The sequence below is a fragment of the Vibrio tapetis subsp. quintayensis genome (assembly GCF_030409945.1).
Lineage (GTDB): Bacteria > Pseudomonadota > Gammaproteobacteria > Enterobacterales > Vibrionaceae > Vibrio > Vibrio quintayensis.
On record NZ_JAUFQV010000026.1, the window covers coordinates 80084 to 103807 of the forward strand.

20 protein-coding genes and 1 pseudogene are annotated in these 23724 nt (G+C 44.2%); 14 read left to right on the top strand and 7 right to left on the bottom strand.

What is annotated here, in order from left to right; genetic code table 11:
* Positions 1-37: 37 nt before the first annotated feature.
* Both QWZ04_RS10980 and QWZ04_RS10985 read left to right on the top strand, forming a co-directional pair.
* The gene (locus QWZ04_RS10980; RefSeq protein WP_290328769.1) at positions 38-994 is read left to right on the top strand and encodes a transposase; all 957 of its coding nucleotides are present in this window, start codon (positions 38-40) and stop codon (positions 992-994) included.
* 439 nt (positions 995-1433) lie between these two features.
* A pseudogene (locus QWZ04_RS10985) lies at positions 1434-1625 on the top strand (MerR family transcriptional regulator); the annotation flags it as partial.
* A 58-nt stretch (positions 1626-1683) separates the two neighbouring features.
* On the opposite strand, the gene QWZ04_RS10990 reads toward QWZ04_RS10985, so the two are convergent.
* The 4 genes from QWZ04_RS10990 to QWZ04_RS11005 form a co-directional block, all read right to left on the bottom strand.
* Positions 1684-2598 (bottom strand): helix-turn-helix domain-containing protein, encoded by a 915-nt coding sequence (locus QWZ04_RS10990; protein ID WP_290327896.1) that lies wholly within the window; start codon positions 2596-2598, stop codon positions 1684-1686.
* Between the two features lie 123 nt (positions 2599-2721).
* Complete coding sequence (locus QWZ04_RS10995) at positions 2722-5763, bottom strand: efflux RND transporter permease subunit (RefSeq protein WP_290327898.1); 3042 nt, start codon at positions 5761-5763, stop codon at positions 2722-2724.
* Positions 5760-6914, bottom strand: coding sequence for an efflux RND transporter periplasmic adaptor subunit (locus tag QWZ04_RS11000; protein WP_290327900.1), 1155 nt, complete (start codon positions 6912-6914; stop codon positions 5760-5762). The genes QWZ04_RS10995 and QWZ04_RS11000 overlap by 4 nt, the downstream gene beginning before the upstream one ends.
* 37 nt (positions 6915-6951) lie before the next feature.
* Positions 6952-7803: an ABC transporter six-transmembrane domain-containing protein gene (locus QWZ04_RS11005; protein ID WP_290327903.1), complete on the bottom strand. Its 852-nt coding sequence runs from the start codon at positions 7801-7803 to the stop codon at positions 6952-6954.
* A gap of 196 nt (positions 7804-7999) precedes the next feature.
* On the opposite strand from QWZ04_RS11005, the gene QWZ04_RS11010 reads away from it, so the two are divergent.
* The 8 genes from QWZ04_RS11010 (at position 8000) to QWZ04_RS11045 (ending at position 17606) form a co-directional block, all read left to right on the top strand.
* Positions 8000-8800, top strand: coding sequence for an SDR family NAD(P)-dependent oxidoreductase (locus tag QWZ04_RS11010; RefSeq protein ID WP_290327905.1), 801 nt, complete (start codon positions 8000-8002; stop codon positions 8798-8800).
* 105 nt (positions 8801-8905) lie between these two features.
* Positions 8906-9343 (top strand): redox-sensitive transcriptional activator SoxR, encoded by a 438-nt coding sequence (gene soxR, locus QWZ04_RS11015; protein ID WP_290327907.1) that lies wholly within the window; start codon positions 8906-8908, stop codon positions 9341-9343.
* A gap of 230 nt (positions 9344-9573) precedes the next feature.
* The gene (locus QWZ04_RS11020) at positions 9574-10428 is read left to right on the top strand and encodes a GNAT family N-acetyltransferase (RefSeq protein ID WP_290327909.1); all 855 of its coding nucleotides are present in this window, start codon (positions 9574-9576) and stop codon (positions 10426-10428) included.
* Between the two features lie 108 nt (positions 10429-10536).
* Positions 10537-11388: a helix-turn-helix domain-containing protein gene (locus tag QWZ04_RS11025; protein WP_290327911.1), complete on the top strand. Its 852-nt coding sequence runs from the start codon at positions 10537-10539 to the stop codon at positions 11386-11388.
* A gap of 525 nt (positions 11389-11913) precedes the next feature.
* Positions 11914-12765, top strand: coding sequence for an ABC transporter substrate-binding protein (locus QWZ04_RS11030; protein WP_290327912.1), 852 nt, complete (start codon positions 11914-11916; stop codon positions 12763-12765).
* The gene (locus QWZ04_RS11035) at positions 12765-14240 is read left to right on the top strand and encodes a methyl-accepting chemotaxis protein (protein WP_290327914.1); all 1476 of its coding nucleotides are present in this window, start codon (positions 12765-12767) and stop codon (positions 14238-14240) included. The genes QWZ04_RS11030 and QWZ04_RS11035 overlap by 1 nt, the downstream gene beginning before the upstream one ends.
* A gap of 224 nt (positions 14241-14464) precedes the next feature.
* The gene (locus tag QWZ04_RS11040; RefSeq protein ID WP_290327916.1) at positions 14465-15646 is read left to right on the top strand and encodes a sugar ABC transporter substrate-binding protein; all 1182 of its coding nucleotides are present in this window, start codon (positions 14465-14467) and stop codon (positions 15644-15646) included.
* Positions 15633-17606 carry a GGDEF domain-containing protein gene (locus tag QWZ04_RS11045; RefSeq protein ID WP_290327918.1) on the top strand — a complete coding sequence of 658 codons (1974 nt, stop codon included), beginning with the start codon at positions 15633-15635 and terminating at the stop codon, positions 17604-17606. Before QWZ04_RS11040 ends, QWZ04_RS11045 begins: the two co-directional genes overlap by 14 nt.
* Before the next feature lie 103 nt (positions 17607-17709).
* Here QWZ04_RS11045 and QWZ04_RS11050 read toward each other — a convergent pair whose 3' ends face one another.
* Both QWZ04_RS11050 and QWZ04_RS11055 read right to left on the bottom strand, forming a co-directional pair.
* Positions 17710-18663 (bottom strand): LysR family transcriptional regulator, encoded by a 954-nt coding sequence (locus tag QWZ04_RS11050; RefSeq protein WP_290327919.1) that lies wholly within the window; start codon positions 18661-18663, stop codon positions 17710-17712.
* Between the two features lie 222 nt (positions 18664-18885).
* Positions 18886-19434 carry a carboxymuconolactone decarboxylase family protein gene (locus QWZ04_RS11055; RefSeq protein ID WP_290327921.1) on the bottom strand — a complete coding sequence of 183 codons (549 nt, stop codon included), beginning with the start codon at positions 19432-19434 and terminating at the stop codon, positions 18886-18888.
* A gap of 161 nt (positions 19435-19595) precedes the next feature.
* Here QWZ04_RS11055 and QWZ04_RS11060 point away from each other — a divergent pair, with 161 nt between their 5' ends.
* Positions 19596-20180: a TetR/AcrR family transcriptional regulator gene (locus QWZ04_RS11060; protein ID WP_290327923.1), complete on the top strand. Its 585-nt coding sequence runs from the start codon at positions 19596-19598 to the stop codon at positions 20178-20180.
* Positions 20181-20302: 122 nt separating this feature from the next.
* On the opposite strand, the gene QWZ04_RS11065 is transcribed toward QWZ04_RS11060, so the two are convergent.
* Complete coding sequence (locus tag QWZ04_RS11065) at positions 20303-21454, bottom strand: Acg family FMN-binding oxidoreductase (RefSeq protein ID WP_290327925.1); 1152 nt, start codon at positions 21452-21454, stop codon at positions 20303-20305.
* An 80-nt stretch (positions 21455-21534) separates the two neighbouring features.
* On the opposite strand from QWZ04_RS11065, the gene QWZ04_RS11070 reads away from it, so the two are divergent.
* The 3 genes from QWZ04_RS11070 to QWZ04_RS11080 all read left to right on the top strand — a co-directional run bounded on the left by QWZ04_RS11070 (position 21535) and on the right by QWZ04_RS11080 (position 23718).
* On the top strand, positions 21535-21990 hold the full coding sequence (locus tag QWZ04_RS11070) for a MarR family winged helix-turn-helix transcriptional regulator (RefSeq protein WP_290327927.1): 456 nt from the start codon (positions 21535-21537) through the stop codon (positions 21988-21990).
* A 140-nt stretch (positions 21991-22130) separates the two neighbouring features.
* Positions 22131-22700 (top strand): NnrU family protein, encoded by a 570-nt coding sequence (locus tag QWZ04_RS11075; RefSeq protein WP_290327930.1) that lies wholly within the window; start codon positions 22131-22133, stop codon positions 22698-22700.
* A 298-nt stretch (positions 22701-22998) separates the two neighbouring features.
* Entirely contained in the window at positions 22999-23718 is a 720-nt protein-coding gene (locus QWZ04_RS11080) for a winged helix-turn-helix domain-containing protein (RefSeq protein ID WP_435433606.1), read from the top strand.
* Positions 23719-23724 lie beyond the last annotated feature (6 nt).

The window sequence follows — 23724 nt, forward strand, 5'->3', positions numbered from 1 at the left end:
CTTGCTCTTATCGAATGAAGAGAAAAAGGGCAGCATGATGACCACTACACGAAGCCGATTAGTCGACCTAAACACCACCGCTTACTATCATTGTGTTTCTCGCTGTGTACGCCGCTCCTTCTTGTGTGGGCAAGATGAGCTGACAGGAAAAAGTTATCATCATCGTCGAGACTGGATTGAGCAGAAAATGTACGCATTGGCCTCAATATATTGCATTGATATTTGCAGCTACGCGATCATGAGTAACCATTATCATCTGGTGGTATATATTGATAAAGAGGAAGCCGAACAGCTTAGCCTCGACGAGGTGGTAAAACGCTGGGGAATGGCGCACAAGTTGCCTGTCATTATCACTCATTGGCTAAAGGGGGCGTTAACTAGCAAAGCGGAGCGAGACGCATGTGAGGTTATCATTGAGCAATGGCGATCTCGGCTGTTTAACCTTAGTTGGTTTATGAAAGAACTCAATTATGATATTGCCTGCCAAGCGAATAAAGAGGATAACTGTACAGGACACTTTTGGGAAAGCCGCTTTAAAAGCCAAGCACTATTAGATGAGTCAGCCCTAGTCGCCGCAATGGCGTATGTAGACTTAAACGCCATTCGTTCAGGGATCGCCAAAACACCGGAATCATCTGACTTTACATCTGTCAAACAGCGTTTAAAATCGTTATCGAAAAACCAACAAACAGCCCCAGGGTTAGCTGTGTTTATAGGCGGTTCAAGTCATGAATCGGTAAAAGGCATTCCATTTCGCTTAATCGACTATCTCGAATTGCTAGACTGGAGCGGCAGGCAGTATCGCCACGACAAAGCTGCGATTAGTCATGATATCCCACCTATTTTGGATCGTCTTTCCCTTAACCAAATGCAGTGGCTAAAAGCATGCTCTACGCTTGAACGTAAACGAGCCTGTTATGTCGGCCGAAGCGCTAATATGCAGCGACTTCAAAGTAATCACTCGCGGGTCAATGGGCTTCGTTTAGATCGATGATAAGCGATACCCAAATACCGCCTATCCAGTGAGTTATCGTGTAATTCAGACCTCACCCCATCCCAGATAGCCCTTTCTTTGCCTTAAGTCTATTTTTATTCTCTTTCGGACTCTCATCAATCTTTTAAATCGTAAGTAATACAGAAGAATGCTTTTGAAGTTGTGCTTCGTGGTGTGTCTTTTAATTTTCCGAAGCGGTTTGTCAGCCTTAGTATTGAAGCGTGTGTCCTCTTAGCAAAGTGCTCTTAGTAAAGTGGGCAGTGTTGTGTTGAAGCGTCTGTCCTTTTAGAAAATTATTTCAATGTGCTAAAACACCCATGATAAGCAAGAATGGGAAGAGATAGTGAGCCAATGACATGATGCTCTGGAACAGAAAATTCTGTTATGTTGAAGCGTCTGTCCTTTTAGAAAAATTTTTTCAATGAGCTAAATCACTCATAATAAGCAAGAATGGGAAGATATGGCGAGCCAGTGGCATGATGCTCTGAAACTGAAAATTCAGATGCTGACTTCTTTGAAAGACGACTTGGGAGGATGCATCGGTTGCAGTTGTTTATTGCTTGAAAAAGGTAATTTAAGAAATCCAGAAGATGTCGTCGGAGAGCAGGGCGGTGGAGCCAATTTACTGTAAAACTGGCTCGAGTTAGCTGTTTAAGACGTATGATGAGGTGTGCTGTGGCGACGCTTGGTTAACCTAAAATGGATACCTGTATTGATATTACGATCCCGCCGGTTGATGTCCATTCAATGTCTTTAACTTGCTCAAGACACTGACCATCAGGATCAATCTCTAAGCCGTACTTTTCGGCGTAGTAATACAAGCCATCCAGAGCTGCGACGTAGCCTATGTCGGACGTGACGTAGACCTCTGCACAAATAAAGTGCCCTGCTTTGATATGAATATCATGCTCTGAATCAGCTTGGCTCGGTGCAACCCACGCTCCCGCTTGGTGATTGTCGTCGATCCAAGAACTATCGAGATCTTTAATTGTAGTGACGAACACCAGATCGAGCATTTTTGAACCGAGTTTTTCACATAATGTCTCGAAATCGACGTCTGGTAATACGCGAGCTTTGATCGCTCTCTGTGGGAAATGCGTCACTTGGCAAGGCATATTTTCTGCCAACTGATTCTCTATTGACTCGTCATTACTGTCTTTGTGTGCGAGTTTATCAAATAGGTCCGCGACATCATCAGCACTCCCCTCGCTTCCAAGCTTACGAATGGCTTTAGCCGTCATGCCTAAATCGCGCTTAAGGGCTTTTGCCAAGGCTTGAGAGGAAGAAAAACCACAATACTGAGCAATGTCCGTCACACTGAGCTCTGGATTTTCAAACAACATCGATACCGCGTGTTGCAGCCGAACGCGGCCTAAATAATGTCCCGGAGTTTCATGAAAAAGCTGGGTAAATTGGCGATGGAAATGGAAGGGGGAAATCGCACTGCGTGTGGCTATTTCCTCCCAACTGATCGCTTCTCCAATATCTTCATGCATCAGATCCAACGCCTTCACAAACCTCTTTCGTTGGTGCTCGGGAAGGGTCTCAATGAGGCTTGCTTCTGGTACTAGGCTGTATGGCTTTGATGTGAATTCGGACATCATGGGTGTTCCTATTTGGTTTATTCTACGGTGCATCGGATTATTGTATTTCAGACTTTTGTGCGCCGTACCGTGTACAGCGCTCCATTATTAAGCCAGTGATATTTCTGCGCTTTGGTCTTGATGCTACTTTTTAGATGTACTGCCAAGTAACACTGGTATTAATATTAGCGTAATCGTTGTGGCGAACAACTCACCAAATACCAAAGACACCACCGCGGGTTTGAGATATTGCGCTTGTTCTGCAGATTCACTTAACAAGGGTAATAGGCCACAGACAGTGGTTACTGTTGTCAGGAAAATGGCTCTAAATCGGCTAGTGGCCGAACGAATCAAGGCTTCTTCAAGAGGCATGCCCGAACGATAAAAATCATTAAATCGGGTGATCAAGACCAAGGAGTCATTAATCACAATACCGGTCATGGCCATCATGCCAAACAATGAAAGTAAGCTAACAGGCAGCCCCATGAGCCCATGACCAAAGATAGCCCCAGCAAAACCAAAAGGGATTACCGCCATAATGATAAGCGGCTGCCAATAGGATTTCAGTGGTACGGCTAGCAGGATGTAAATCAACAATATAGTAAATAACATGGCCTGTTTGAAACCATTCTGGACTTCGCCTATCTCTTCAAACTCTCCTGCTGGCTTAATGGTGACATTCGGGTATTGCACTTTTAATTGAGCAAGAACCGGTTCAAGTTGCTGTAACGTTGCTTCAGGTGATTGCTCCGTTCGGTTTTGACTCCAAGAGAGGTTGATCACTTGCTCTCTGTCTCGTCGGTATATCACGTCTGGTTGACGGGTAAATTGAATGTCTGCAACATCGCCAAGTAATACGGTTTTTCCTTCAGCAACAAATACAGGGGTATTCATCAATTGTTCTGGTGTACGCTTTTGTTTTTCGGGTAAACGGACAATCAGCTTGGTCTCCTGGCCTTGCTCAAGAATTCGGTGTATTTCTCGTTGCCCAAAGGTATCCCCGGCGAGGTTGGCTAATTGGCCTTTGGTTATGCCTAACTGGCGACCGAATTGATTGAGGGTGAGTCGAATCTGCGGTTGACCATCTTTACCATCATGATACAAATCTTCTACCCCAGGAAACGAAGCCAATTCATCCGAAAGGCTTTCTGTGACAAGAATTGCGAGTTCTCGATCGGATGACGAAATGGTCAACGCACTTCCTCCCGCTGGAGATTCTGCTGAAGAGAAGCGAACAGAATAAGCGCCTTCTACTTCTGCAGTGAGCTCTCGCCATTGGGCAACCAACGCATTGGCTGGTAATCGGCTTAGTGCTTCAGTGGTGAGCTCTGCCGATATTTCAATTTGGCCATAACCATCCGACCAGCTAAGAAGATTGGTTAGGGGTGGTTGATTGAGTTGGTATTCTTTTTGAATGGCGGTATTTACGCTTAAAGCCGCTTGTTCGGACTGAAGCAGTGCTTTTGCTTGTAGAGGCAATGGCGCGCCATCTTCTAGATCAATTTTCGCTGTTACGTAACGCCCTGGGATCTCGGGAAATATAGCGCTGCCAATAATGCCTTTAGCCCACAAGCCATACGCCAAAACAATAAAGGCAACAAAACTCAACAAGGTCGCTCTTTTATTGCGAATAGCGTGACGTACCACTGGGGTATATAGGGTTTCAATGAACCAGGTTAATCCGGATTGAAACCATGATTGTATAGAGGCAAACCAGCCCCATGTTTTGCCTGTGGAACTGGCTAAATGTGAAGGCAATATGAACTTGCTCTCGATTAAGGAAAAGCTTAAAGCCATGATAACAACGGCAGAAAACCCAGCTAAAACCTTAGCAAATTCATTATTGATCCACAGCATAGGCGAGAAGGCTGCGATGGTGGTTAAAACACCAAACACCGTGGCAACGGATACGGATTTAACCCCTAACCACGCGGCTTTTTTAGGTGTGTGTCCTTTGGTTCGTTCACCGTGAATACTCTCACCAACAACAACCGCATCGTCGACTAAGATGCCCAGTACCAAGATAAAACCAAATAGAGTGATATCGTTGATACTGAAGTTAAACACATTCATGGCAGCCAACGTACCAAACAGTGAAATGGGGATCCCCAACGCTACCCAGAAAGCCAACCTGACTTCTAAGAAGATCCCTAATAAGATCAAGACGATGATCAAGCCTTGCCATGCATTTTCGCCTAACCGATTGAGTTGATCGCTGATGTAAGGCGCCATGTCTGCCATCACGGATAGTTGAATGTCGGCAGGTAATCTAGATTGCTGCTCTGCGAGTGTTTCGGTAATCGCTTCACTGACTTGCAATAAATTGTCTTGCTGGCCAGTGCTGACCAACAAGGCAATGGCTGTCTCCCCGTTGTTTCGCACAATGGATTCATTACTTTCATAACTGCGAGAAATGGTGGCGATGTCTCCTAAATGTATAGAGCCGCCTTTGGTAGATACGATTTCTAGTGCTTTAAGTTTTAGAATGTTATCCGCAAAGCCATCACCACGAATAGTGATACGGCCTTGGCTACCTTTGAGCAGACCACTTGTGCCCTCTAACGAGCGTTGCTCAATTTTTTGTGCCAGTTGCTCAAGATTAAACCCTAGGCTCTCAAGCTTAGTGATGTCTGGTTCAATGATAAGTAGTGGTTGCCTTGCCCCCCAATTGCTGACTTTGGCTATTTTGGGGTGTTTTTTTAATGCCAATGACACTTGACGTGCGATCGGTTGCAGCTCTTCATCGGAACGTTGGCCAGAGATGATGACAAAAGCCGCCAAGTTGGTGAACTCTTCACGAACGACCTGAGGACGTTCCGCCTTGACTGGAAAGTTGGCAATAGCGCTAACTTGATTGCGAATATCTTCGATTAGCCGATCAAGATTGGTGGCGGAGGTTTTTTTGACACGAATGGATGCCAATCCATCGCTTGAACTGCTCACGACTTGTTTAATTCCAGCAACGCCACTTATCGACTCTTCAACACGTTGGGTAATGCTTTGATCGATCTGTTTTGCTGTTGCTCCCGGATAGGCGACTTGAATAACCAAACTGGAAGGCGCCACTTGTGGGAAGGACTCAACCCTTAGACTTCCTACCGACAAAACACCAGTCGCGAGAATAGCGACCATGAGTAGGTTCGCACCAACAGGGTTTTCAATGAACCATTTGGTTAACCAGCTCATTCATCATCTCCTTCATAGACAGGGGTGACTTCAATGCCCTGTAACATGGAAAGTAGTGGGTACATCACCACTTGATAGGTATCTTGGATGACGTCTTTTTGGTCTGGCATGCCGGCTATGTTGGATTTAGTCACTAACTGCACCCAAACACGGTCGTCATCCAGCCTTTGCAGTAAATTCACGTTGCGTTTGACTAAGGTGTCGTGCTCATCAACCAGCCATATTTGACTATCGCGAGTGATACTGCTTGATGAAATTAATAGGCTATTTTCCTGATCTTCTAGTGTCACATCGACACGCACTTGTTGGTTTGGCAATAGGCGAGGGTTACTTAAAAACGGTTGCTTGATGGCCAGAACGACTTGTCTTTGCCTTGTCGCTTGATCCACTTCTGGAGCCAAATGACGCACGCTAGCATTCCATTGTTTATCTTGGCGATCTTTCACAGTGATCGACGGAGTGTGTAACGCTGCACTGATGGCTTGCCATTGTTGTTCTGCAACGGGCACCACCACGTCCAAACTTTTACTGGAAGCCAACTTGAATAACGCTTGGCCTTGATCGACATATTGCGCAGGGCTGATATTCCTAGCCAGTATGATGGCGTCAAATGGCGCCCGTATATGTGCTTCTGATAGGCGTTTTTTCGCATCTAGTAAAGCGGTTTTTGCTTGGTCTAGTGTAGCGTTTGCCGCCTCAATTTGTGGTTCTTTTCGAGCATAGCTAGAGCTGTTTTTTCCTTGTAGCATTTTGAGGGCGACGGTTTGCTCGTGCTTTTCTTTGCGCAATTGTAATTCGGCCTGTTTGACTAAGCCATGTGCTTGCGCCACTTGCGACTCAAGGTGGGTCGTTTCTAGTTTGGCTAGAGTTTGCCCTTTTTTTATCAGGCTTCCAGGTTCTAGTTCATCATTAAGCCACACGATTTTGGCACTGCTTTGGGCTTTTAACTCACTGATCCAACGTGCGGATGTGGTGCCAAGCATAGAAAGTGTCGGGCTAAAATTACTTAGTTGAACCGTTTGTACCGTAACAGGAGGCAAAGTGTCTTGCGGCTCTTTGGTTAGTTTAGGCTCTGGTTCGATCACTATGACAGTGACAACAGCAAGGGCGAAAATAAAGAATCCAATGAAAATAGGCAGCTTTCGTTTCATGTTTGAGTTGCTCTTATTTAGGTTTAGTTAGGTTTAGTTAGGTTACGTTTAAACGCTGATTGATTTCACTCAATCGAGATAAGGTTTGCAGGGTAATGGGCAGCATGATGGCCGCTTCAACAAACTCTAATGAATAAGTGACGATTGAAAATAGCTCTCCAGAACTTGGCGTCAGAAGTTGGGTAGTTAACAACAGGTTAATTACGACAAAGCCGAACAACAGTAAGAAAATCAGCCCATACACGATGGCCTCGGTATCAGACAGGTGAATTTCTCGACATTTGAGCTTGTTTAAATGAACGCGTAACCCGCTCAGTGGCAAGCAAGATAATACGTTTACTTGACGTTCCATTTGGGTGTTCAGTTTTGCATTTAGGCGAATAAATGACTGATGAAAACCGCTGTATGTGAGTAGCATCATTAAGCCGGTTAAAATGGCACCAAGCCCTAACCAGAAATTAAAACTCCACAAAATAACGATGGCAACAAACAGTTGAATGATGGCGGTGAGCAGAGGCGGTAAATCATCTTCAAGAAAGTCGACGATTTCTCGAGACATGGTTAATCGTGCGTTACGAGTGGTAATAGATTGGCGGCGAAGTAGACTGTCCGCTTGCATACCAATTTCAACTCGAATCTCGCCATAGGCTCTTGTGTCGTATATTCGGCGCAAAACAGATAGGACGATCAGCGAGGTCAGGATGACTGACAGTGTGATCAGATCATGATGCTGGCCAACTAATAAGCTGTCTATCGAATAGCCAATAAACAAGGGTAACAATGCCAATAGCACATTTTCTAATATGACCATCAACCAAGTCACACCGACTTTATAACGGTGCTTGCTCAAGATAGCTGAAAGGGTGATGGCAGATGTCTGCTGGTGCACGGGGTTTGCTCCTGTTATGAACGGCAGGAGTATTATCACTTGAGTGAATGTGAAAAAAGTGTCTCAGATTGCTCAGTGATCTTTCAAAGGCTCACCTCTAATGTCCATGAACAATCAGAGTTGTGTAAATTGGTGTGTCCGTTTTGTAGGGTTATACTAGGCCAATAGGGTGAATTAGGTTTACGGAGCGCACGGGATGAAAAAAACAATCTTAATTACGGGGTCAACGGACGGTATTGGTTTAGAGACGGCTAAATTACTTGTGGCTGAGGGGCATAATGTCCTTATACATGGTCGAAATCCGAATAAGCTGGAAAGCGTGAAAGCAGCACTTGAGCAGATTTCGAATGATGCCCAAATAGAGTCCTATGTTGCCGACCTCTCAAGCCTTAAAGAAGTTGAAGTCTTTGCTCATGCTGTTGCCGAGAAACACACTAGACTGGACGTGTTGATTAACAACGCAGGTGTCTTTAACGTACCGACGATCACGACAAAAGAGAATCTAGACATTCGTTTTGTTGTAAATACCATTGCGCCCTATCTCCTAACTCAGCGATTACTGCCTTTGTTTGATGCTACCGGTCGAGTGGTGAACCTTTCTTCTGCAGCCCAAACGACAGTAAATTTGAATGATCTTGTTAGCGCAAACGCAGGTAACGCCGATGGCCAGGTTTATGCGCAAAGTAAACTCGCACTTACGATGTGGTCGGTTCATCTTGCGGCTCAATTAAATGGTAACGGGCCGCTGGTGGTCGCGGTTAACCCTGCTTCATTCCTTGGGAGCAAATTGGTTAAAGAAGCCTACGGTGTGGCTGGTAATGACTTATCGATTGGCGCCGATATTTTGCACCGAGCTGCTTTATCTGAAGAATTTGCCAACTCATCGGGTAAATACTTTGATAACGATTCTGGTTGTTTTACGTCACCTCATTCAGATGCATTAAATGCAGAGAAGAATGCCAAAGTCGTCGCAGCGATAGAATCCATATTCGCATAATACAGCTACGCATCGTTCCATATCACCCTAAAGTTAACTTGAGGTCATGTCTCTTTTGGTTAATAGTGATGGTCATGAAGGAATAAAACGGCAGGGAATGTAAAGATGGAACTCAGTGTAGGGAATGTAGCAAAGAGGGCTGGTGTGGCGGTTTCAGCGCTGCATTTTTATGAGACAAAAGGGCTTATTACCAGTTGGCGCAATGTGGGCAACCAGCGACGTTATCACAGCAGTGTGCTAAGGCGAGTGGCTGTGATTAAATCGGCGCAGCAAGTTGGATTGAGCCTAGATGAGATCATTCAGGCGATGTCGCATTTACCTATTGACCACGCGCCAAATAAAAAACAGTGGGAAGACATGGCTAGCCGTTGGCACGACATGTTAGAAGAAAAAATTCTTAGATTAAAATCCTTACAACAAGATTTAGGTGGCTGCATTGGTTGCGGTTGTTTGTCGTTGGAACATTGTAATTTACGCAACCCGCAAGATGTCATAGGTCAAACTGGCGAAGGAGCCAATTTACTCAGTGGAGATGAAAAATAATCTCTGTCTTCGGTGCATTGAGCTAGCAGCCACAGCTAGTTCTGCGCAGCCCTATCAATGAATAGTCCCATCCAAATCATTCTAACTGCACTGATAAAGCGCGAAACTGTCGTTTTTATTCAATCTTCACTTTGCCGCATTGATTAATATTTATGACATCCGAACGCGATACCCGCTTGGGGAATGACTGTTGGCGTTCATATTTATGATAAGAAATTGAGTAATCCGCGATGTTAAAAATTAAGCCTATCGAAAATTTAGAAGAAATCAGCCAACTAAAGCAAGCTTACTTTGCCCAGTCTACGGCACCGCTAGACGGTATGTGGCATTTCGGATTTGTTCCTATGTCGGCACATTTCGGTTTCTATGAACAAGAGCTAGCACAAGAGCGTTTGGTAGGATATTGCTGCATTAATGCCGATGGTTACATGCTGCAATTTTATCTAGACGATGGAGCAAAGATCGACGCCAAAGAACTATTTACCCTGATTGCCGAGCAGAATAGTATCGTGATCGGAGACGTAAAGGGCGCATTTGTGAGCACTGCAGAGCCTCAATATTTATCACTTTGCCTTGATAATTCGTCCGTATTCAAAGTGAATTCACTGATGTATAAGCAAACCAAGCACGATGCTCAAAATAAGCCGAATGAGTTTGAACTTAAGCGAGCAGAGCCTGAACAATTGAACACATTCGTTGCGTTCGCGGTAACCAATATTGGTGCGCCTGAGCAATGGCTATCTGGTTACTATGGAAATTTGATCAACCGTAAAGAGCTGTTTGGTTACTGGAGTGAGGGCGAATTATTGGCAACAGGCGAATGTCGTTTATTTGATGAATATCAGACTGAATACGCCGATCTTGGCATGATCGTCGCCCAATCTCAACGCGGTAAAGGCATTGCAACTCAAGTGCTTAATTGGCTAGTTAGTGCCGCGAACGATCGAGGATTAACTCCAATCTGTTCTACTGAAAGTGATAACCTTGGAGCCCAAAAAGCCATTAAACGCGCGGGTTTAGAACCACTAAATCGTATCGTTCAAATTGAATTTGGCCACAGCGAAACGGATCAGATCTCATCTTAGTTGCAACTAAGCGATGACCCCTTGCTGACCTTTCACATGGGGTCTTTGCGTTTACGGCTATTGGTCTTATATTGATAGTTAACCTCTTATAGATAAGTGGACCTTGTTATGATTCATTGGCTACAGTCGCCACAATCCGCTCTGGTTGCCAAATACGTAGATTGTTATTGGGTGATAGAAAAGACATTGGACTCGACCGCTCATCAGTACCCTAAACTTAACCCTGATCCTTGTGCTCATTTGATCATTTCACCGCAGAGTCAGGCCTATCACTACGACTTTAATCCGGGAGTTGCAGCAGGACAGGGCAGCCATTGGTTGTTTCCACATAAACAAACCGTTGAACTCGACCATTCAAAGCCCTTTATACATATCGGGATTAAGTTCAAAACAGGCGCACTGTATAACTTACCTGACTTCTCTGATGATCCTCTATCGCTAGATAGGGTCGAGCAGCTAGAAGGCTCTGCGCTTCACTCACAATTACGTTTAGACGAGAGTGCACTGATCGATGCTGCGCGATGTAACCCCGAGCAATGTTGTGAACTGCTCGATACTTTACTGGCACCGTGGCTCGTAAATTGTGCTGAAGATCAGCACAGTAAACTGACCAGTAAAATTATGAAATTACTAGATAAAGTGTCAATTTCAGAACTTGGAGATCAACTGTATTGTTCACAACGCACACTTGAAAGAAGCTTTCAGCGTGTCACAGGGTTAACGCTTAAACAGTGTCAGTCGATGAACCGTTTGGAAGAAATGCTGGAATATGTGTACCAACGAGACGCAGCAGAACTAGATTGGGTGGATGTTGCTTTTAAGTTCGGCTTTAGTGATCAACCTCATTTGATCCGCTACCTAAAGAAACAGTTAGGCTTTACTCCTAAAACCTACGAAAAAGAGCGCGGGTTGACGATTGATGCTTACGGTGGAGTCCGTTCTAACTTCCCCACTTCTTAGTGGGCTTTGGCGCGTATATTTACGATCGAATTCTAACAAGGTTGAGAGCTTCTATTTTTACAATGGTCTATAAATTTTAAAATGTGCGTTGTTCACAAGTGTTGTTTTAGGCATTCCATTAGAGCAAACCATTATTGGTGCGGGCTTAGTTGTATTGTTTATGTCTCTTGTTGGCGGAAGCTGGGCTGCCAGAACAAGCGCTGATGGGGGATGGTTATAGCCACTACCAACCTCGATATCGCTCTAAAAAATGCACAACGACCGTATGACATACCAAGGCGGAGCTAGGCGTAGTGCGGCGATGAGTTGTGGGAAAGTTAGGAGTAGTTTGTAGGCTTGGAGGCTGAGTTCTATATTATGTGCTATATATTTATTGTGCTTATAAAATAAATAACATAAACCTCTAATTATGGAGGATTTTTTTTGCATTACCTACGGTGTCGATAACGAGTGCTTGGGCTGATTACATCGCCTGCTGAGTGGTTAATAATAGAAGTATAAATTAAACAACATAAAGGGATCTTTATGAAAAAATTGATCGGGCTGATTCTGTGTTGCGCGACTGCAATAGCACAGGCAGCGCCACTGGTTATTCCTGGCAAGCCGGGAGAGGTTAAATTGATGCAAGCAGTTCTGGCCGAAATTGCCGAACGAAGCGATCGGTTTGAAGGGGTGTCCCATTATTACGGCCAAAATGGTGACCCCAATACCGCCAAAATGACCGCCGACCTGATGAATGGAAATCTAGACATCATGTATGTGGCGGCATCCAAAGAAAATGAATCTAATATGAGTACGGTTTATTTTCCTATTTACCGTGGTTTATTAGGCATGAGACTCGGCATTGTTACACAGCCGAATGTGGGCTTGTTTCAGGGAGTCACTAACTTTTCACAAGTACGGAATTTCGTCGCTTGTCAGGGGAAAGCGTGGCCAGATACCGCCATTTTGGAAGCGAATGGTATCAAAATAGCCAAGAGTCTAAAGTACCCCAATTTGTTCCCAATGCTGGACGGTGGACGCTGCGATTACTTTCCTCGCGGCGTGTTTGAACCGTTTACCGAAGTGGTCGCACAAAGCCAATTTAACTTAGCCGTTGATGAATATGTGATGCTGAGGTACCGCATGCCGTTTTATTTCTACACTGCGAAAAATGACCCGGAGTTAGCGATGCATTTTCAAGACATTCTTTATGACATGTTTGAAGACGGAACGTATGAGCGATTGTTCTTTGCCGATAAAGAGGTGTCTGACGCGCTCAATCTCGCAGGTCTAGAAAAACGGACAATATTTGATCTTAATAACCCCGAGTTGAGTCAAAAGTCCCAACAAATTCCAAATAAATTCTGGTTCGATCCCCTTAAGGAAGTGAAATAATGAAAAGCATAACAGCCAAAATCCTATCGGTTCTGACGTTATTGTTGTTGGTGGTCGGTGGCATTGTCTCGATGGGTATGTATTGGACAAACAGCAGTGCCCTTGAATCCGAGTTCGTTCTCGACAAGCAGAATCTTGCCAAACAGCTAGAAGTTATCTTGCAAGAACCTGTTTATGTTTACGATAAAGCCATCATCCAATCTACGGTCGATTCATTTTCTTCAAATTCCATGATCGCGCAGATTGTTGTTAAAGACCACAGAGGTCAGTTACTGGCGCAAACAGAGTCTACAGTGAGTACTGACGACAGTATGGAAGTGCCTCTGACGTGGGAGGGGAAAAGTATTGGTTCAGTGATGGTCAGCATTTCACATCAGGCAAAGAGTCAGACGCTACAAAACTCTTTAGAGCAATCCATTATTTCCGTCTTGATTACTATCGTACTGATGATCGTGGTATTGGTAAGTGTTCTACAACGCATCGTATTGCAGCCATTACAAAGAGTGAACAGCGTCTTGGGTGATATCGCTTCTGGTGGCGGTGATTTAACCGCGCGAATTCCCGTAGATAGAGCCGATGAGATCGGTCAACTATCGGAACGTTTTAATGCATTCATTGAAACCATTCAAAATATCATTAAAGACATGAGTGTTGCATCTGCATCGCTTGATGATGCGTCTAAGCGTGTAGGGGCAATTCTTGAATCTACCCGAGCTTCAAATGCTCGTCAGTTACAGCTCACTGGCAGCTCTGCAACCAATATTTCTCATCTTGACGTGGCCACCCAAGAGATTGCACAGAGTACTGAGTCTACAGTGCAAAAAGCCAACCAAGCGTGTGATGTGGCTGACAGTAGTAAAGAAGCGATTGATGCGAATATCACCAATATTAATGCGTTGGTCGAAAATCTTGAGGTAACGTCCGAAGAAGTATCGAGTTTAAAGCAAACCAGTGACAACATCGGTAGCGTTTTAGACGTGATCAAAGGCATTGCAGAACAAACCAACTTGTTGGCTCTAAATGCTGCGATTGAAGCGGCGCGAGCAGGAGAAAGCGGGCGCGGTTTTGCCGTGGTGGCTGATGAAGTGAGAGCGCTTGCAAGCAAGACACATGACTCCACAACAGAGATAGAAAGCATCATTGAAGAGCTTCAGCAAAGAGCAGATGCTTCTTATAAAGCAACAGTGACCAGTAAGAACATGGTCAGCGACACGAGAAACAAAGCAGAACACACAGGCGTTGCTTTGGAAAAGATCAGTGCTGAAATGACGGGTATTAATGATATGGTCATTATGATATCAAGCGCGTGTGAAGAGCAGTCGAACGTGACTAATTTGGTCAGTCAAGACATGGCACAATTGCAGCAAGGAGCTGAGAAATTAGAACAAGAGAACCAATCTACAGAACAAGTGGTGACCCAATTAATTGATGTCGGTAGTCAATTGTCGGAACAGATCCAACGATTTAAGTATTAATTCATCTAAACATTCAATGGATTAAATATGCCCTGCTTTCAAGCAGGGCTTTTTTATACACCTAGGTGAGCATGCAACAAAAGATTAGCGCCTAATGCTTATCTGAGTGGATTTGAAAGGCGATAAATTATAGAGGCGACATTTTCTATCTTCAAAGGGGGATAAGTGCGAGTGCGGGTGATAAACTGTTACGCTTTCTGTGGTTAATTACTCTTCTCGGTGATATGAAACGTTTTACTCAAACTCTTTTATTGGCTTTATCTTTCCTGATAGCACCGACGACCCATGCACTTACTCTTGAAGTTTGGTCAGCGTTCGATGGGGATCTTTTGTATAAGGTCGCACAGCGATTTAAGCAAGAAACAGGGCATGAATTGGTGATCCGAAATGTAGACACCAACTCGATGCGAGCTGAAACCTTATTAGCCGAACGTTTTGAAGCCTATTTGCCCGATGTTGTATGGGTGCCCTCCGATTTTCTTGGTATGCATGACTACCTAGGTTTACAAGCCATCCCAGATGACTGGATTACCTCATCGGAGTTAGAAGCGTCCGCCTTCCACCATATTACAACCGATAACCAATACTACGCTTTGCCCATTTCGTTGGGTAATCACCTCATGCTTTATTACAACAAGTCGCTAGTACAAACGCCTGCCACCTCGTGGGAAGCACTGATAACGACGACTCGAGAAACCCAAAAGCCAGTCATCTTGATGGACTACAAACAGAACTACTATTTAGCGGCTTTTTTTAGTTTGTTTACCGATGACAATCCATTTGCCATTCTCGAGTTTGAAGCGTCAACCATTGCTCGGTCTTTCGAGTTTTACAAAGAGTTGATCGATCAAGGCGTGTTTTTCTCTCACTGTGATTCGCTTTGTCCGAGAACCCGTTTTATTGCTGAGAAGTCGGCCTATTTGATCGACGGTGACTGGGCGATAAATAGTATGAATGACGAATTTAAAGCTAAAGTGGGAATTGCACCGCTGCCGACGTTAAACGGAAAGAAAATGACGTCCTTATCCGGTGGGAAAATCTTGGCTTTTACCCAACGTCACTTTGCTGACCCAGAAAAACGACAAGCCATGAAGCAATTGTCTGAATTGGTACAACGACCAGCATTCTTGAAAGAGTTAATGAACAGCAATATTTTTATTTCGGCTAATCAATCTGTCAATGCCCAGTTTTTTTCAGAACCTAACAGTATCGATGCCACAATGTACCGATTGTATTTGCAGTCTCAACCCATGAATACTTCGCTAAAAATGGCGATTTATTGGGAGGCAATGTTTAGAGGCTACATGAGGTATCAAAAAGGCAGCCCAGCAGATGAAAGTGCTGAGTATGTGATTCATTTCCTTAATAAGTATTTTGCTAAGGTGGATCGCCGTGCCGAAAAGTAATCGGAAACCCATCAGTCTACAAAAAACGCTCAGCTATCTGTTGCTGGTGACCGCACTCGTTCCTGCGATGATTATTAGCCAGTATTTCATCGAGCGACAAACCGAGTTTATGCAAAAAAGCGAAGAAGATAAGCTTAACAATACTATCTCGAACATTGTGTCTACTATCGACGTTGAAGTGGATAAATTGGTTAACATTTTGGTGTGGTTTTCCCGCGATCGCTCGGTGCTACGAGGGGCCGATAACATCTTGTATTCTGCGGTCATCTGGGAGCGTCTTGAAGCCATGAGCCAGTTTAGTGAGGTGATCAGTGCTATCTATGTGATAGATAAGGACGGAGAAGTTATCTATTCTCATGGTGGCAGTGCCTACCACTTTGAAAAGAGTGAATTGTATAAGAAATTAGATCAGGGACAATCCGCATTCAAAGCAGGAAAAATCTACCATACGATATTTAATGAAGTCGATTTAGTTGATCATGGTGGTTCACGAGGTGTTGCGTTGTTCTCACCTTTGTTGGCATACACGCTTTTAGAACATTCGCAATACGAACCACAGGGGACGATTGTTGCGTTAGTTGACTATCAGGCTTCCGCTAAAAGTCTAGACACTGTGTTATATGATGATGAACGAGTCGATATGGTGCACGATGTTGAAGTTGCCTATGGTCATGAGTCTCGTGATGGACTCCCTGTCACGGACATGGTCATCGAGCACGATAACTTAGCATCGCCGATTAAACTGCACCTGTACTATCACTTCTCAGACAAAGCCCGCAAAGCTGAAATACAAGAAACTCGCTCAGATACGATTCGAATTCTCATCGGTATTTTGCTTTTGGTTGTGTTGACCGTTTTGTTTCTTAATCGTTGGGTTTCACGCCAATTCATGGGTGTTGCAGACATCGTAAAGTCGTATTCACAAGAGCGACAACCGCTACCACACACTCATAAGTTTCGCAGCCAAGAATTCCTAAATGTGTCTCATCTACTTGATAGCATGTGGAAGAAGATCAACAACCATGTTGTGGAGCTTAAAAATAAGAATGACCAGTTAACGACGGCCAATGCCTTAGTTGAGGCGACCAATGAAAGGCTGGCTTCTTTTAATCAGCAATTAGAGCAACAAGTCGCGAGCAAGACTTCACAATTAACGGATTCATTGCACCGAGAAGAGATCCACCAAGGTAAGTTAGTGGAAGTGATTCATTGCAGTTCTCAGCTCAAGGATGCAGGTTACCGGGGGTTAATCGCGGTGGTTGACCAGCATCTTGACTCACTGCTGCCTAACCTAAATTGCCGATTCAGTTATGCAAATCCGGGGCACGACACCGATCCAGAGTCGATGATGATTATCGCTTCTAGTGGCGGTGCAACGCTTGCGTACATTGAGTTTGATGTCTCGCAACATGATAAAGAAAGTGCCGTTTTAATTGAGTTATACGGCAAGCAATTAGGGTATTGGCTAGAGCTTTTGAGCTTCACTCGGAGCGACAGTTTAGCCTGTGCAGGTAATCGACAAGCCTTCGAAGAAGACTTTCATTACATGCAGGCTAGCCTTGATAGCAATAGATTCGCTTGTTTTTCATTGCTGGTATTAGATATCAATGGATTGAAAGCGATCAATGATACCCATGGTCATGAGTTAGGCGATAAACTGATCACGGAATGCGCTGATCTCATCAACAATGAATTGGTAGGTAATCAATACCTGTATCGGATTGGCGGAGATGAGTTCGTGATTTTATGCGAAGACATGAACTCAATCGCCGGCCTTGAAATGTTAGATCAGCTTGATATCGCGCAGAATAACGTTCAAATTGTGGATGATAAAGGGCAACAACATGTATTGCATTACTCTATTGGTGTGGCGTCATCGGATCAATGCTCTGCGTTTGAGATGTTTAAGGTGGCCGACCGTCATATGTACCAAAGCAAGAAAGCCTATTATCGGCAATAATCTATTTAATATCAGGTAAGTAGGGGGAAGCTGGTTACGCTAAAATCGAGACCAGTCATGCCAGCACAATTCCCTGGATGATGTACGGAGTTAACTAACCAAGCTAGTCAACCAATCTTGAATCTAGTATTCCGCGTTCTACTAACTGTTGCAGAATAGCTTTCGATTTAGCCCGAAAGCTGTCACGTAAAATTCGCACCGCAGGCGTAATAGATTGCTTACTTGGGCACACTAACCATAACTCTGTCGGTTTGGCTTGATAGTCAGGCATGACATGAACTAAATTTCCCGTGAGCAAATCGTTTGCCATGTCTAACCCGGATTTGATGGCTAGCCCCTTACCCGCAACGCACCATCGTCTAACAAGATCTGCATCGTTAGAGGAGCGATTCGCTCTCATTTTAATTTTATAGCTTTCACTAGACTCTAGATAGCTATCAATATGTTTGAAGTCCCACACGTCGTGAATGACATCGCGCACTTGATATAACAATCCGTTGTGTGCGTTCAGATCATTAGGGTGGGTTGGTGTTCCGTGTTCAGCTAAATATGTAGGTGTCGCGCACAGTATCTTGGGTATGGTACAGATTTTAAAACCGTATAAGTTCGAGTCTGATGGTGAGCCGTATCGTAGAGCCATGTCGATCGAATCGCGGTAGAAATCGACATTACTGTCACTTAAATAAGCGCGCAAGCTGACTTTTGGGTATTGATCCATAAACTCATCTATCCAGCCCATCGCAAGGTTACGGCCGAGATCGCTGGAAACAGCAATACGTAATTCACCATCAATAATGTCGAGATCACCTTTCATATTGAGCTTGGCTTTTTCTAACATTTGCAGGGCTTCTTCGCACTGAGGTAAGTAACGCTCGCCAGCACTCGATAAACGTAAACTTCGAGTGGTACGCACGAAAAGCTCGACGCCTAAAGAAGCCTCTACACGTTTAACGGCGGCACTGGCGGTGGCCACTCGCATGTCGAGATTGGCTGCGGCTTGGGTGATACTGCGAAATTCCGCCACTTTTAATATGACTTGTAGATCTTCTAATAACATAATCGATAATGATTCATTGACTTATATTGACTATAACATGCTTTATTACCATCCGTTTCCTACCGAGATAGACGGCATTGGCGAATGTTAGGTTGTACTCCATAGGCGACTTGTTTAATTGATCTGCTACAGGTTAAAAGCGTATTTCTTGGAAGGCTGGAAGCACTAAAAAAAGCTCATATCTAATAAGAGTATGAGCTTTTGTAGCAAGTTAGAATGTCACTATTTTTGCCAAGCAAATTTTTCAAACACTTTATCTACTGGTGTTTCGGCCAAGTGGTTGGTGTAATTACTCATTACTTTCTGAGCCAACCCTAAGACGATCTCCAGCACTTGACGTTGCTCGTAACCTGCCGAGTAAAAGTTATCTAGCTCTGCTTGGGTCAAATTGCCACGATTACGTGTCATCGCGAGTGTCGTGTCGTGCAGCGCCTGCAGTTTCGCTGTTGGCATTGCTTCACTATTACGAAGAGCTTCGGTTAATGCTGGGTCAACTTTCATCATGTGCGCGATGCCAGTGTGAGCCGGTACGCAGTAACCACATTCGTGTTCTACATTAATGGTTTGCCAAACCACGGTCAGTTCTTCTGCATCAAATGATGATTCAGTAAAAAGCTTGTGCAGCACTTGATAACCCTCTAGTAGCCCTGGCGCTTCAGACATGACAGCGTGCAGTCCAGGCAAGCGGCCATTGGCATTGATAGAGGCTTGTACCGCAGATTTACTCGCTTCTGGTGCGGATTCTAACGTGTGAATTTTAAAGCTGCTCATTGTGATCCCTTCTTATCTTCAATAGTCAAAGTTATAAACATCTTGTTTATAGCCAGAGTGCTAACTCGTTTGTTGGTGTGTTGAGAATATAACTGGATTTGAACGATCGTTCAAGATAAAATTGAACAATCGTTCAAGTTATGTTGCAGTGAGTTAATATTGTGAGAAAAAATACCAAATTTGATCGCGAGCAAGTTGTTGATAAAGCAAAAGATCTGTATTGGGAAAAAGGCTTTCATGCAACGTCTATGCGTAATCTACAAGATGTGATTGATATGCGTCCCGGCAGCATTTACGCCACGTTTGGTAGTAAAGAGGGATTGTTTAAGGAAACGTTGGCTCGATACACTGAGTTAGGTATCGCGCAATTGGCGCAATGCCAACAAGAAAGAGATACGCCCGTTGAAGCGTTAAAGGCATTCGTGAAACATCTCGTGCTTAAGTCTCAACATGATGCGCCAAATGGCATGTGTATGCTGGCAAAAACTGTTGCTGAGTTGACGGAAGAACACGCCGAATTACTGGCTGAAGCGAAGAAATCACTTAAAATAATGGAAGCCGAATTTGCTCGTTTGATTATTGAAGCGCAAGAAATAGGCGAAGTGAGCAAAGACAAAGACCCACAACATCTTGCTCGGCACGTACAGGTGCAAATATCAGGGCTACGTATTTACGCTAAAGCCAATGATAGCAACGCGCCATTAGAACAAATGGTAGAAGACGTATTCAGTCATTATCCATTTTAGCCTTTAATGTGTAAGCTCGTGTTAGGGCGAGATAATATCAATCAAAAGGCGAACAGTGTGGTTCGCCTTTTTCAATCATGCGAGAGTCCATAAGTCATTGAAAGAAAATGTGATAAAGCCGTTTAACTCAATACAATATCACTGACTTCTCGGCGTGGAGATGGTGGAGTTAATGATGCTTTGCCTAAGCGAAACAGCATCTGCACGGTCTGGTCAGGCTTAATACCATAGTGTTTCTTAAATTCTGCCTGCAACGGCAACATGTCTGGGTATTCTTGCAATATTTGGCTCATAGGATGCTGTGCTAACCCCATGGAAGTGGTGACCAGATTCATTCTCTGATAGATTCGGCCACATTCAACTTGAGCTAAACGGCCGTTGTTATTACTGATAAGTAAACCAAAGTGTGGTGCGTTGTCGGCCACTGTTTTGGTCAGTTTTACGCCTTCTTTACCAAAATTTTGTGGGTCTGCTTCCGCTTGTTCTCGGCTAATAAAAAATTTTTCAGCAAACCAGCGTTTAGCGCCACTTACTCCGTTTTGTTCTAGCCCGAACCCGTCTCTGTGGGTAACAAACTCTTCATCATTAAAGCGGAACATGCCGATGGTTTCTAAGCTTCGTGAGGCATTGTGTTCTTCGATGCGCATTGAATCCGTCAAGAAGTCGCTCATCTTACCGTTATCACCTGCGGCATCAATAAACCGAATAGGAAAAGTCGCGCTGTTACTGACGGCTTTCAACTGAGTGAGTTGCGCTTTAGGCACGGTTTCTGCGTCGTAAGGTGTCTTTGTTGATTGGCGAGTAACCAAGTATTGAAACAGAGGATCGGCAACAATAGTGGGTTCTGATACCAGAGTAATTGAGGCGACAGGCTTGGCTTCTAAAGTCTGATTGTCGTACTCACCTTGTGGGAAGTAGTCGACTTCTGCGCGAACGCCGAATTGACTGGCGGCGATGACCAAGCTTTCAATAAAGGCGCCTTGACCAATATGGATCTGGCGGTAAATAGGGTCGGTGTGAGGCAATAATCGCTCAGGATCAACATAAAGTAGGATAGTGTTGTTACTTGGTAGAGCCACTTTCCATGCTTGCGTATTATGCGGATTCGCACTCAGCATGGCATAGCTCAGTAGTGTCTTTCTTATATCATCATAAGTGTGCGTTGGCCTAACGGTTAGGCTTTCTTTACTTGATAACTGGTGAGTCACTATCGGAGTAGCAGCCAGCACAACCCCGCTAGCCCCTAAGATTTTGATAAAGTTTCTTCTGTTCATAATATGCCCCTTTCTGCTAGAATCATTCCATGGAATAAATATTACATTCCTAGGAATGTAATTCAAGGGGTTTTTAAATAATGTTGGAAGAAAAGCAGCAGATCTCACTTAAGTTAATGACATCATTAGGGATAATAAATCAACTTACTGATGCATGGTTGAGCAAGGCTCTAATACCTCACGGCATAAATCAATCGCAGTTTAATTTACTCGTTCATTTTTCTCATCACCCAGAGCGAGAGCAAACCATCAGTCAGTTAGCGGAAGTGATGCAGATGAACCAGCCGGGCATCACTAAAGTCGTGAACAAGTTAGTAGACATGGGGTTGGTCGGCATTCGTAAAGACAGCCACGATGGCCGAAAAAAATGGATTAGTATTAATCAAAACGGTTTGGATAAAAGCCAAAGTGCGTTCATGAGTTTTTTACCGATGGTCGATCGCTGCTTTGAGGGGTGGGATGCTAAGCAGCTCAATGAAATGCTCGCGTATTCGCAACGGTTACAAACTTGGTTAGATGATAATCGCGATAGTTAGCGGCGGATGATGTGCAGCTCAAGCAATAGTGAACCTGTTATAAATTTAATTGCTCGCAATTTGATTTTGCACGATATTAATGTTATTAAACAACAAAAAACAGTGAGTGTTCATTTGTCGGCTATAAAGGAAAATAGGTTATGTTGAGCTTAATTGCAGGTTTATTATTGTTTCTCGGGATTCATTCCATATCCATCGTGGCGGAAGATACCAGAAATAGAATGGTCGCCAAAAGTGAAATGGGTTGGAAGGCCATTTATTCACTGATATCCATTGCAGGTGTCGTGCTGATCGCGAATGGATATGCCACGCTTAGGCTTGAGCCTGTGGTGCTATACGTTCCTCCATATTGGATGAGGCACGTGACTTACTTACTGATGCTGCCTGTGATGGTGTTACTGGTTGCGCCTTATCTACCCGGTAAGATAAAACAGGTAACCAAACATCCCCAACTCATAGCGGTTAAGCTTTGGGCACTCAGCCATTTACTCGTCAATGGCATGTTGGCAGACGTGATCCTTTTCGGGGCGTTTTTAGCGTGGGCGGTGGTGGATAGAATCTCCATGAAGAAGCGGCAACCACGTGAAGTTCCTGCGCTTAAACCTAGCGTAGTCAACGATGTTTTGGCCATTGTTATTGGCGTCGGATTAGCGGTCGTATTTATCCTCTACTTACATAAACTGTTCATTGGAATGCCATTGATTGGCTAACCAGTCATCTTCTCAGTCTTAATCTTTATGGCACTGAGGGCGCTACATCTGTTTTCGCCCTCAGTCCACTCCTCCACAGCCTAAGTTCATGGCTGTTTTAACACCAGTTCGCTTGTCACCTATTTTGATTGCTGATGTTAATCTGCGCTTTTATTTGCTCGGTGCATGCCTTAAAGTGTGCTGATAACCATGATTTATAAAATATAACTCTCAGGTATTGCTTAGTTCGCGTCACAAACCGTCACAGTCCACTCAGTCAGAATGAAATAAAATCGCCTGTAATGCTTAAGGATGGGAAATGTATCTAATGAACCCTGCAAGTCAATATCACTTGATGCTCGTTGAAGATGACATGGAATTGGCTGAATTGATTTGTGATTATTTGATAAATTACGAGTTTAATGTCTCCCACGTGAGTAACGGCTTAGAAGCCGTACAAAGAATCATGGCTGAACAACCCGATTTGGTCATATTGGACGTTATGTTACCGGGTCTTTCTGGTATGGATGTTTGCCGAGAAGTAAGAACCGATTATTTGGGGATGATTTTGATGCAAACAGCGCTCGATGATGACATCGATCAAATGATGGGCTTGGAGTTGGGTGCCGATGATTACATTGTGAAGCAAGTGCAACCAAGGCTCCTTCTTTCGCGGGTGCGTGCACTCCTTCGACGGAATCAACGTATCAATACCCCTTCAGATTCTCCGTCGATATTTGTATTTGGAGCACTGAAAATCGACTTACAGAAACGACGGGTTTCGCTAAATAACAATGAAATACGGTTAACTACCGCCGAGTTTGAGCTGTTGCATTTGCTTGCAAAGAATTCAGGACAAGTCGTATCGAGAGACGAGATTGTTCAGCAGGTCAGAGGCTATGAGTACGATGGCTTGGATCGCTCAATAGACCGACGGATTTCTCGTTTAAGACGAACCCTTCAAGATGATCCTAACAAACCACAAATTATCAAAACGATTCGTGGTAAAGGTTACCAGCTTTGCGCAGATAACCGCTAACGGAGC

Excerpts from the sequence above, each read along its gene's own strand:
- QWZ04_RS10980 (WP_290328769.1), top strand. The coding sequence starts at position 38 with ATGACCACTACACGAAGCCGATTAGTCGACCTAAACACCACCGCTTAC.
- QWZ04_RS10990 (WP_290327896.1), bottom strand. The coding sequence starts at position 2,598 with ATGATGTCCGAATTCACATCAAAGCCATACAGCCTAGTACCAGAAGCA.
- QWZ04_RS10995 (WP_290327898.1), bottom strand. The coding sequence starts at position 5,763 with ATGAGCTGGTTAACCAAATGGTTCATTGAAAACCCTGTTGGTGCGAAC.
- QWZ04_RS11000 (WP_290327900.1), bottom strand. The coding sequence starts at position 6,914 with ATGAAACGAAAGCTGCCTATTTTCATTGGATTCTTTATTTTCGCCCTT.
- QWZ04_RS11010 (WP_290327905.1), top strand. The coding sequence starts at position 8,000 with ATGAAAAAAACAATCTTAATTACGGGGTCAACGGACGGTATTGGTTTA.
- soxR (WP_290327907.1), top strand. The coding sequence starts at position 8,906 with ATGGAACTCAGTGTAGGGAATGTAGCAAAGAGGGCTGGTGTGGCGGTT.
- QWZ04_RS11020 (WP_290327909.1), top strand. The coding sequence starts at position 9,574 with ATGTTAAAAATTAAGCCTATCGAAAATTTAGAAGAAATCAGCCAACTA.
- QWZ04_RS11025 (WP_290327911.1), top strand. The coding sequence starts at position 10,537 with ATGATTCATTGGCTACAGTCGCCACAATCCGCTCTGGTTGCCAAATAC.
- QWZ04_RS11030 (WP_290327912.1), top strand. The coding sequence starts at position 11,914 with ATGAAAAAATTGATCGGGCTGATTCTGTGTTGCGCGACTGCAATAGCA.
- QWZ04_RS11035 (WP_290327914.1), top strand. The coding sequence starts at position 12,765 with ATGAAAAGCATAACAGCCAAAATCCTATCGGTTCTGACGTTATTGTTG.
- QWZ04_RS11040 (WP_290327916.1), top strand. The coding sequence starts at position 14,465 with ATGAAACGTTTTACTCAAACTCTTTTATTGGCTTTATCTTTCCTGATA.
- QWZ04_RS11050 (WP_290327919.1), bottom strand. The coding sequence starts at position 18,663 with ATGTTATTAGAAGATCTACAAGTCATATTAAAAGTGGCGGAATTTCGC.
- QWZ04_RS11055 (WP_290327921.1), bottom strand. The coding sequence starts at position 19,434 with ATGAGCAGCTTTAAAATTCACACGTTAGAATCCGCACCAGAAGCGAGT.
- QWZ04_RS11065 (WP_290327925.1), bottom strand. The coding sequence starts at position 21,454 with ATGAACAGAAGAAACTTTATCAAAATCTTAGGGGCTAGCGGGGTTGTG.
- QWZ04_RS11070 (WP_290327927.1), top strand. The coding sequence starts at position 21,535 with ATGTTGGAAGAAAAGCAGCAGATCTCACTTAAGTTAATGACATCATTA.
- QWZ04_RS11075 (WP_290327930.1), top strand. The coding sequence starts at position 22,131 with ATGTTGAGCTTAATTGCAGGTTTATTATTGTTTCTCGGGATTCATTCC.
- QWZ04_RS11080 (WP_435433606.1), top strand. The coding sequence starts at position 22,999 with ATGTATCTAATGAACCCTGCAAGTCAATATCACTTGATGCTCGTTGAA.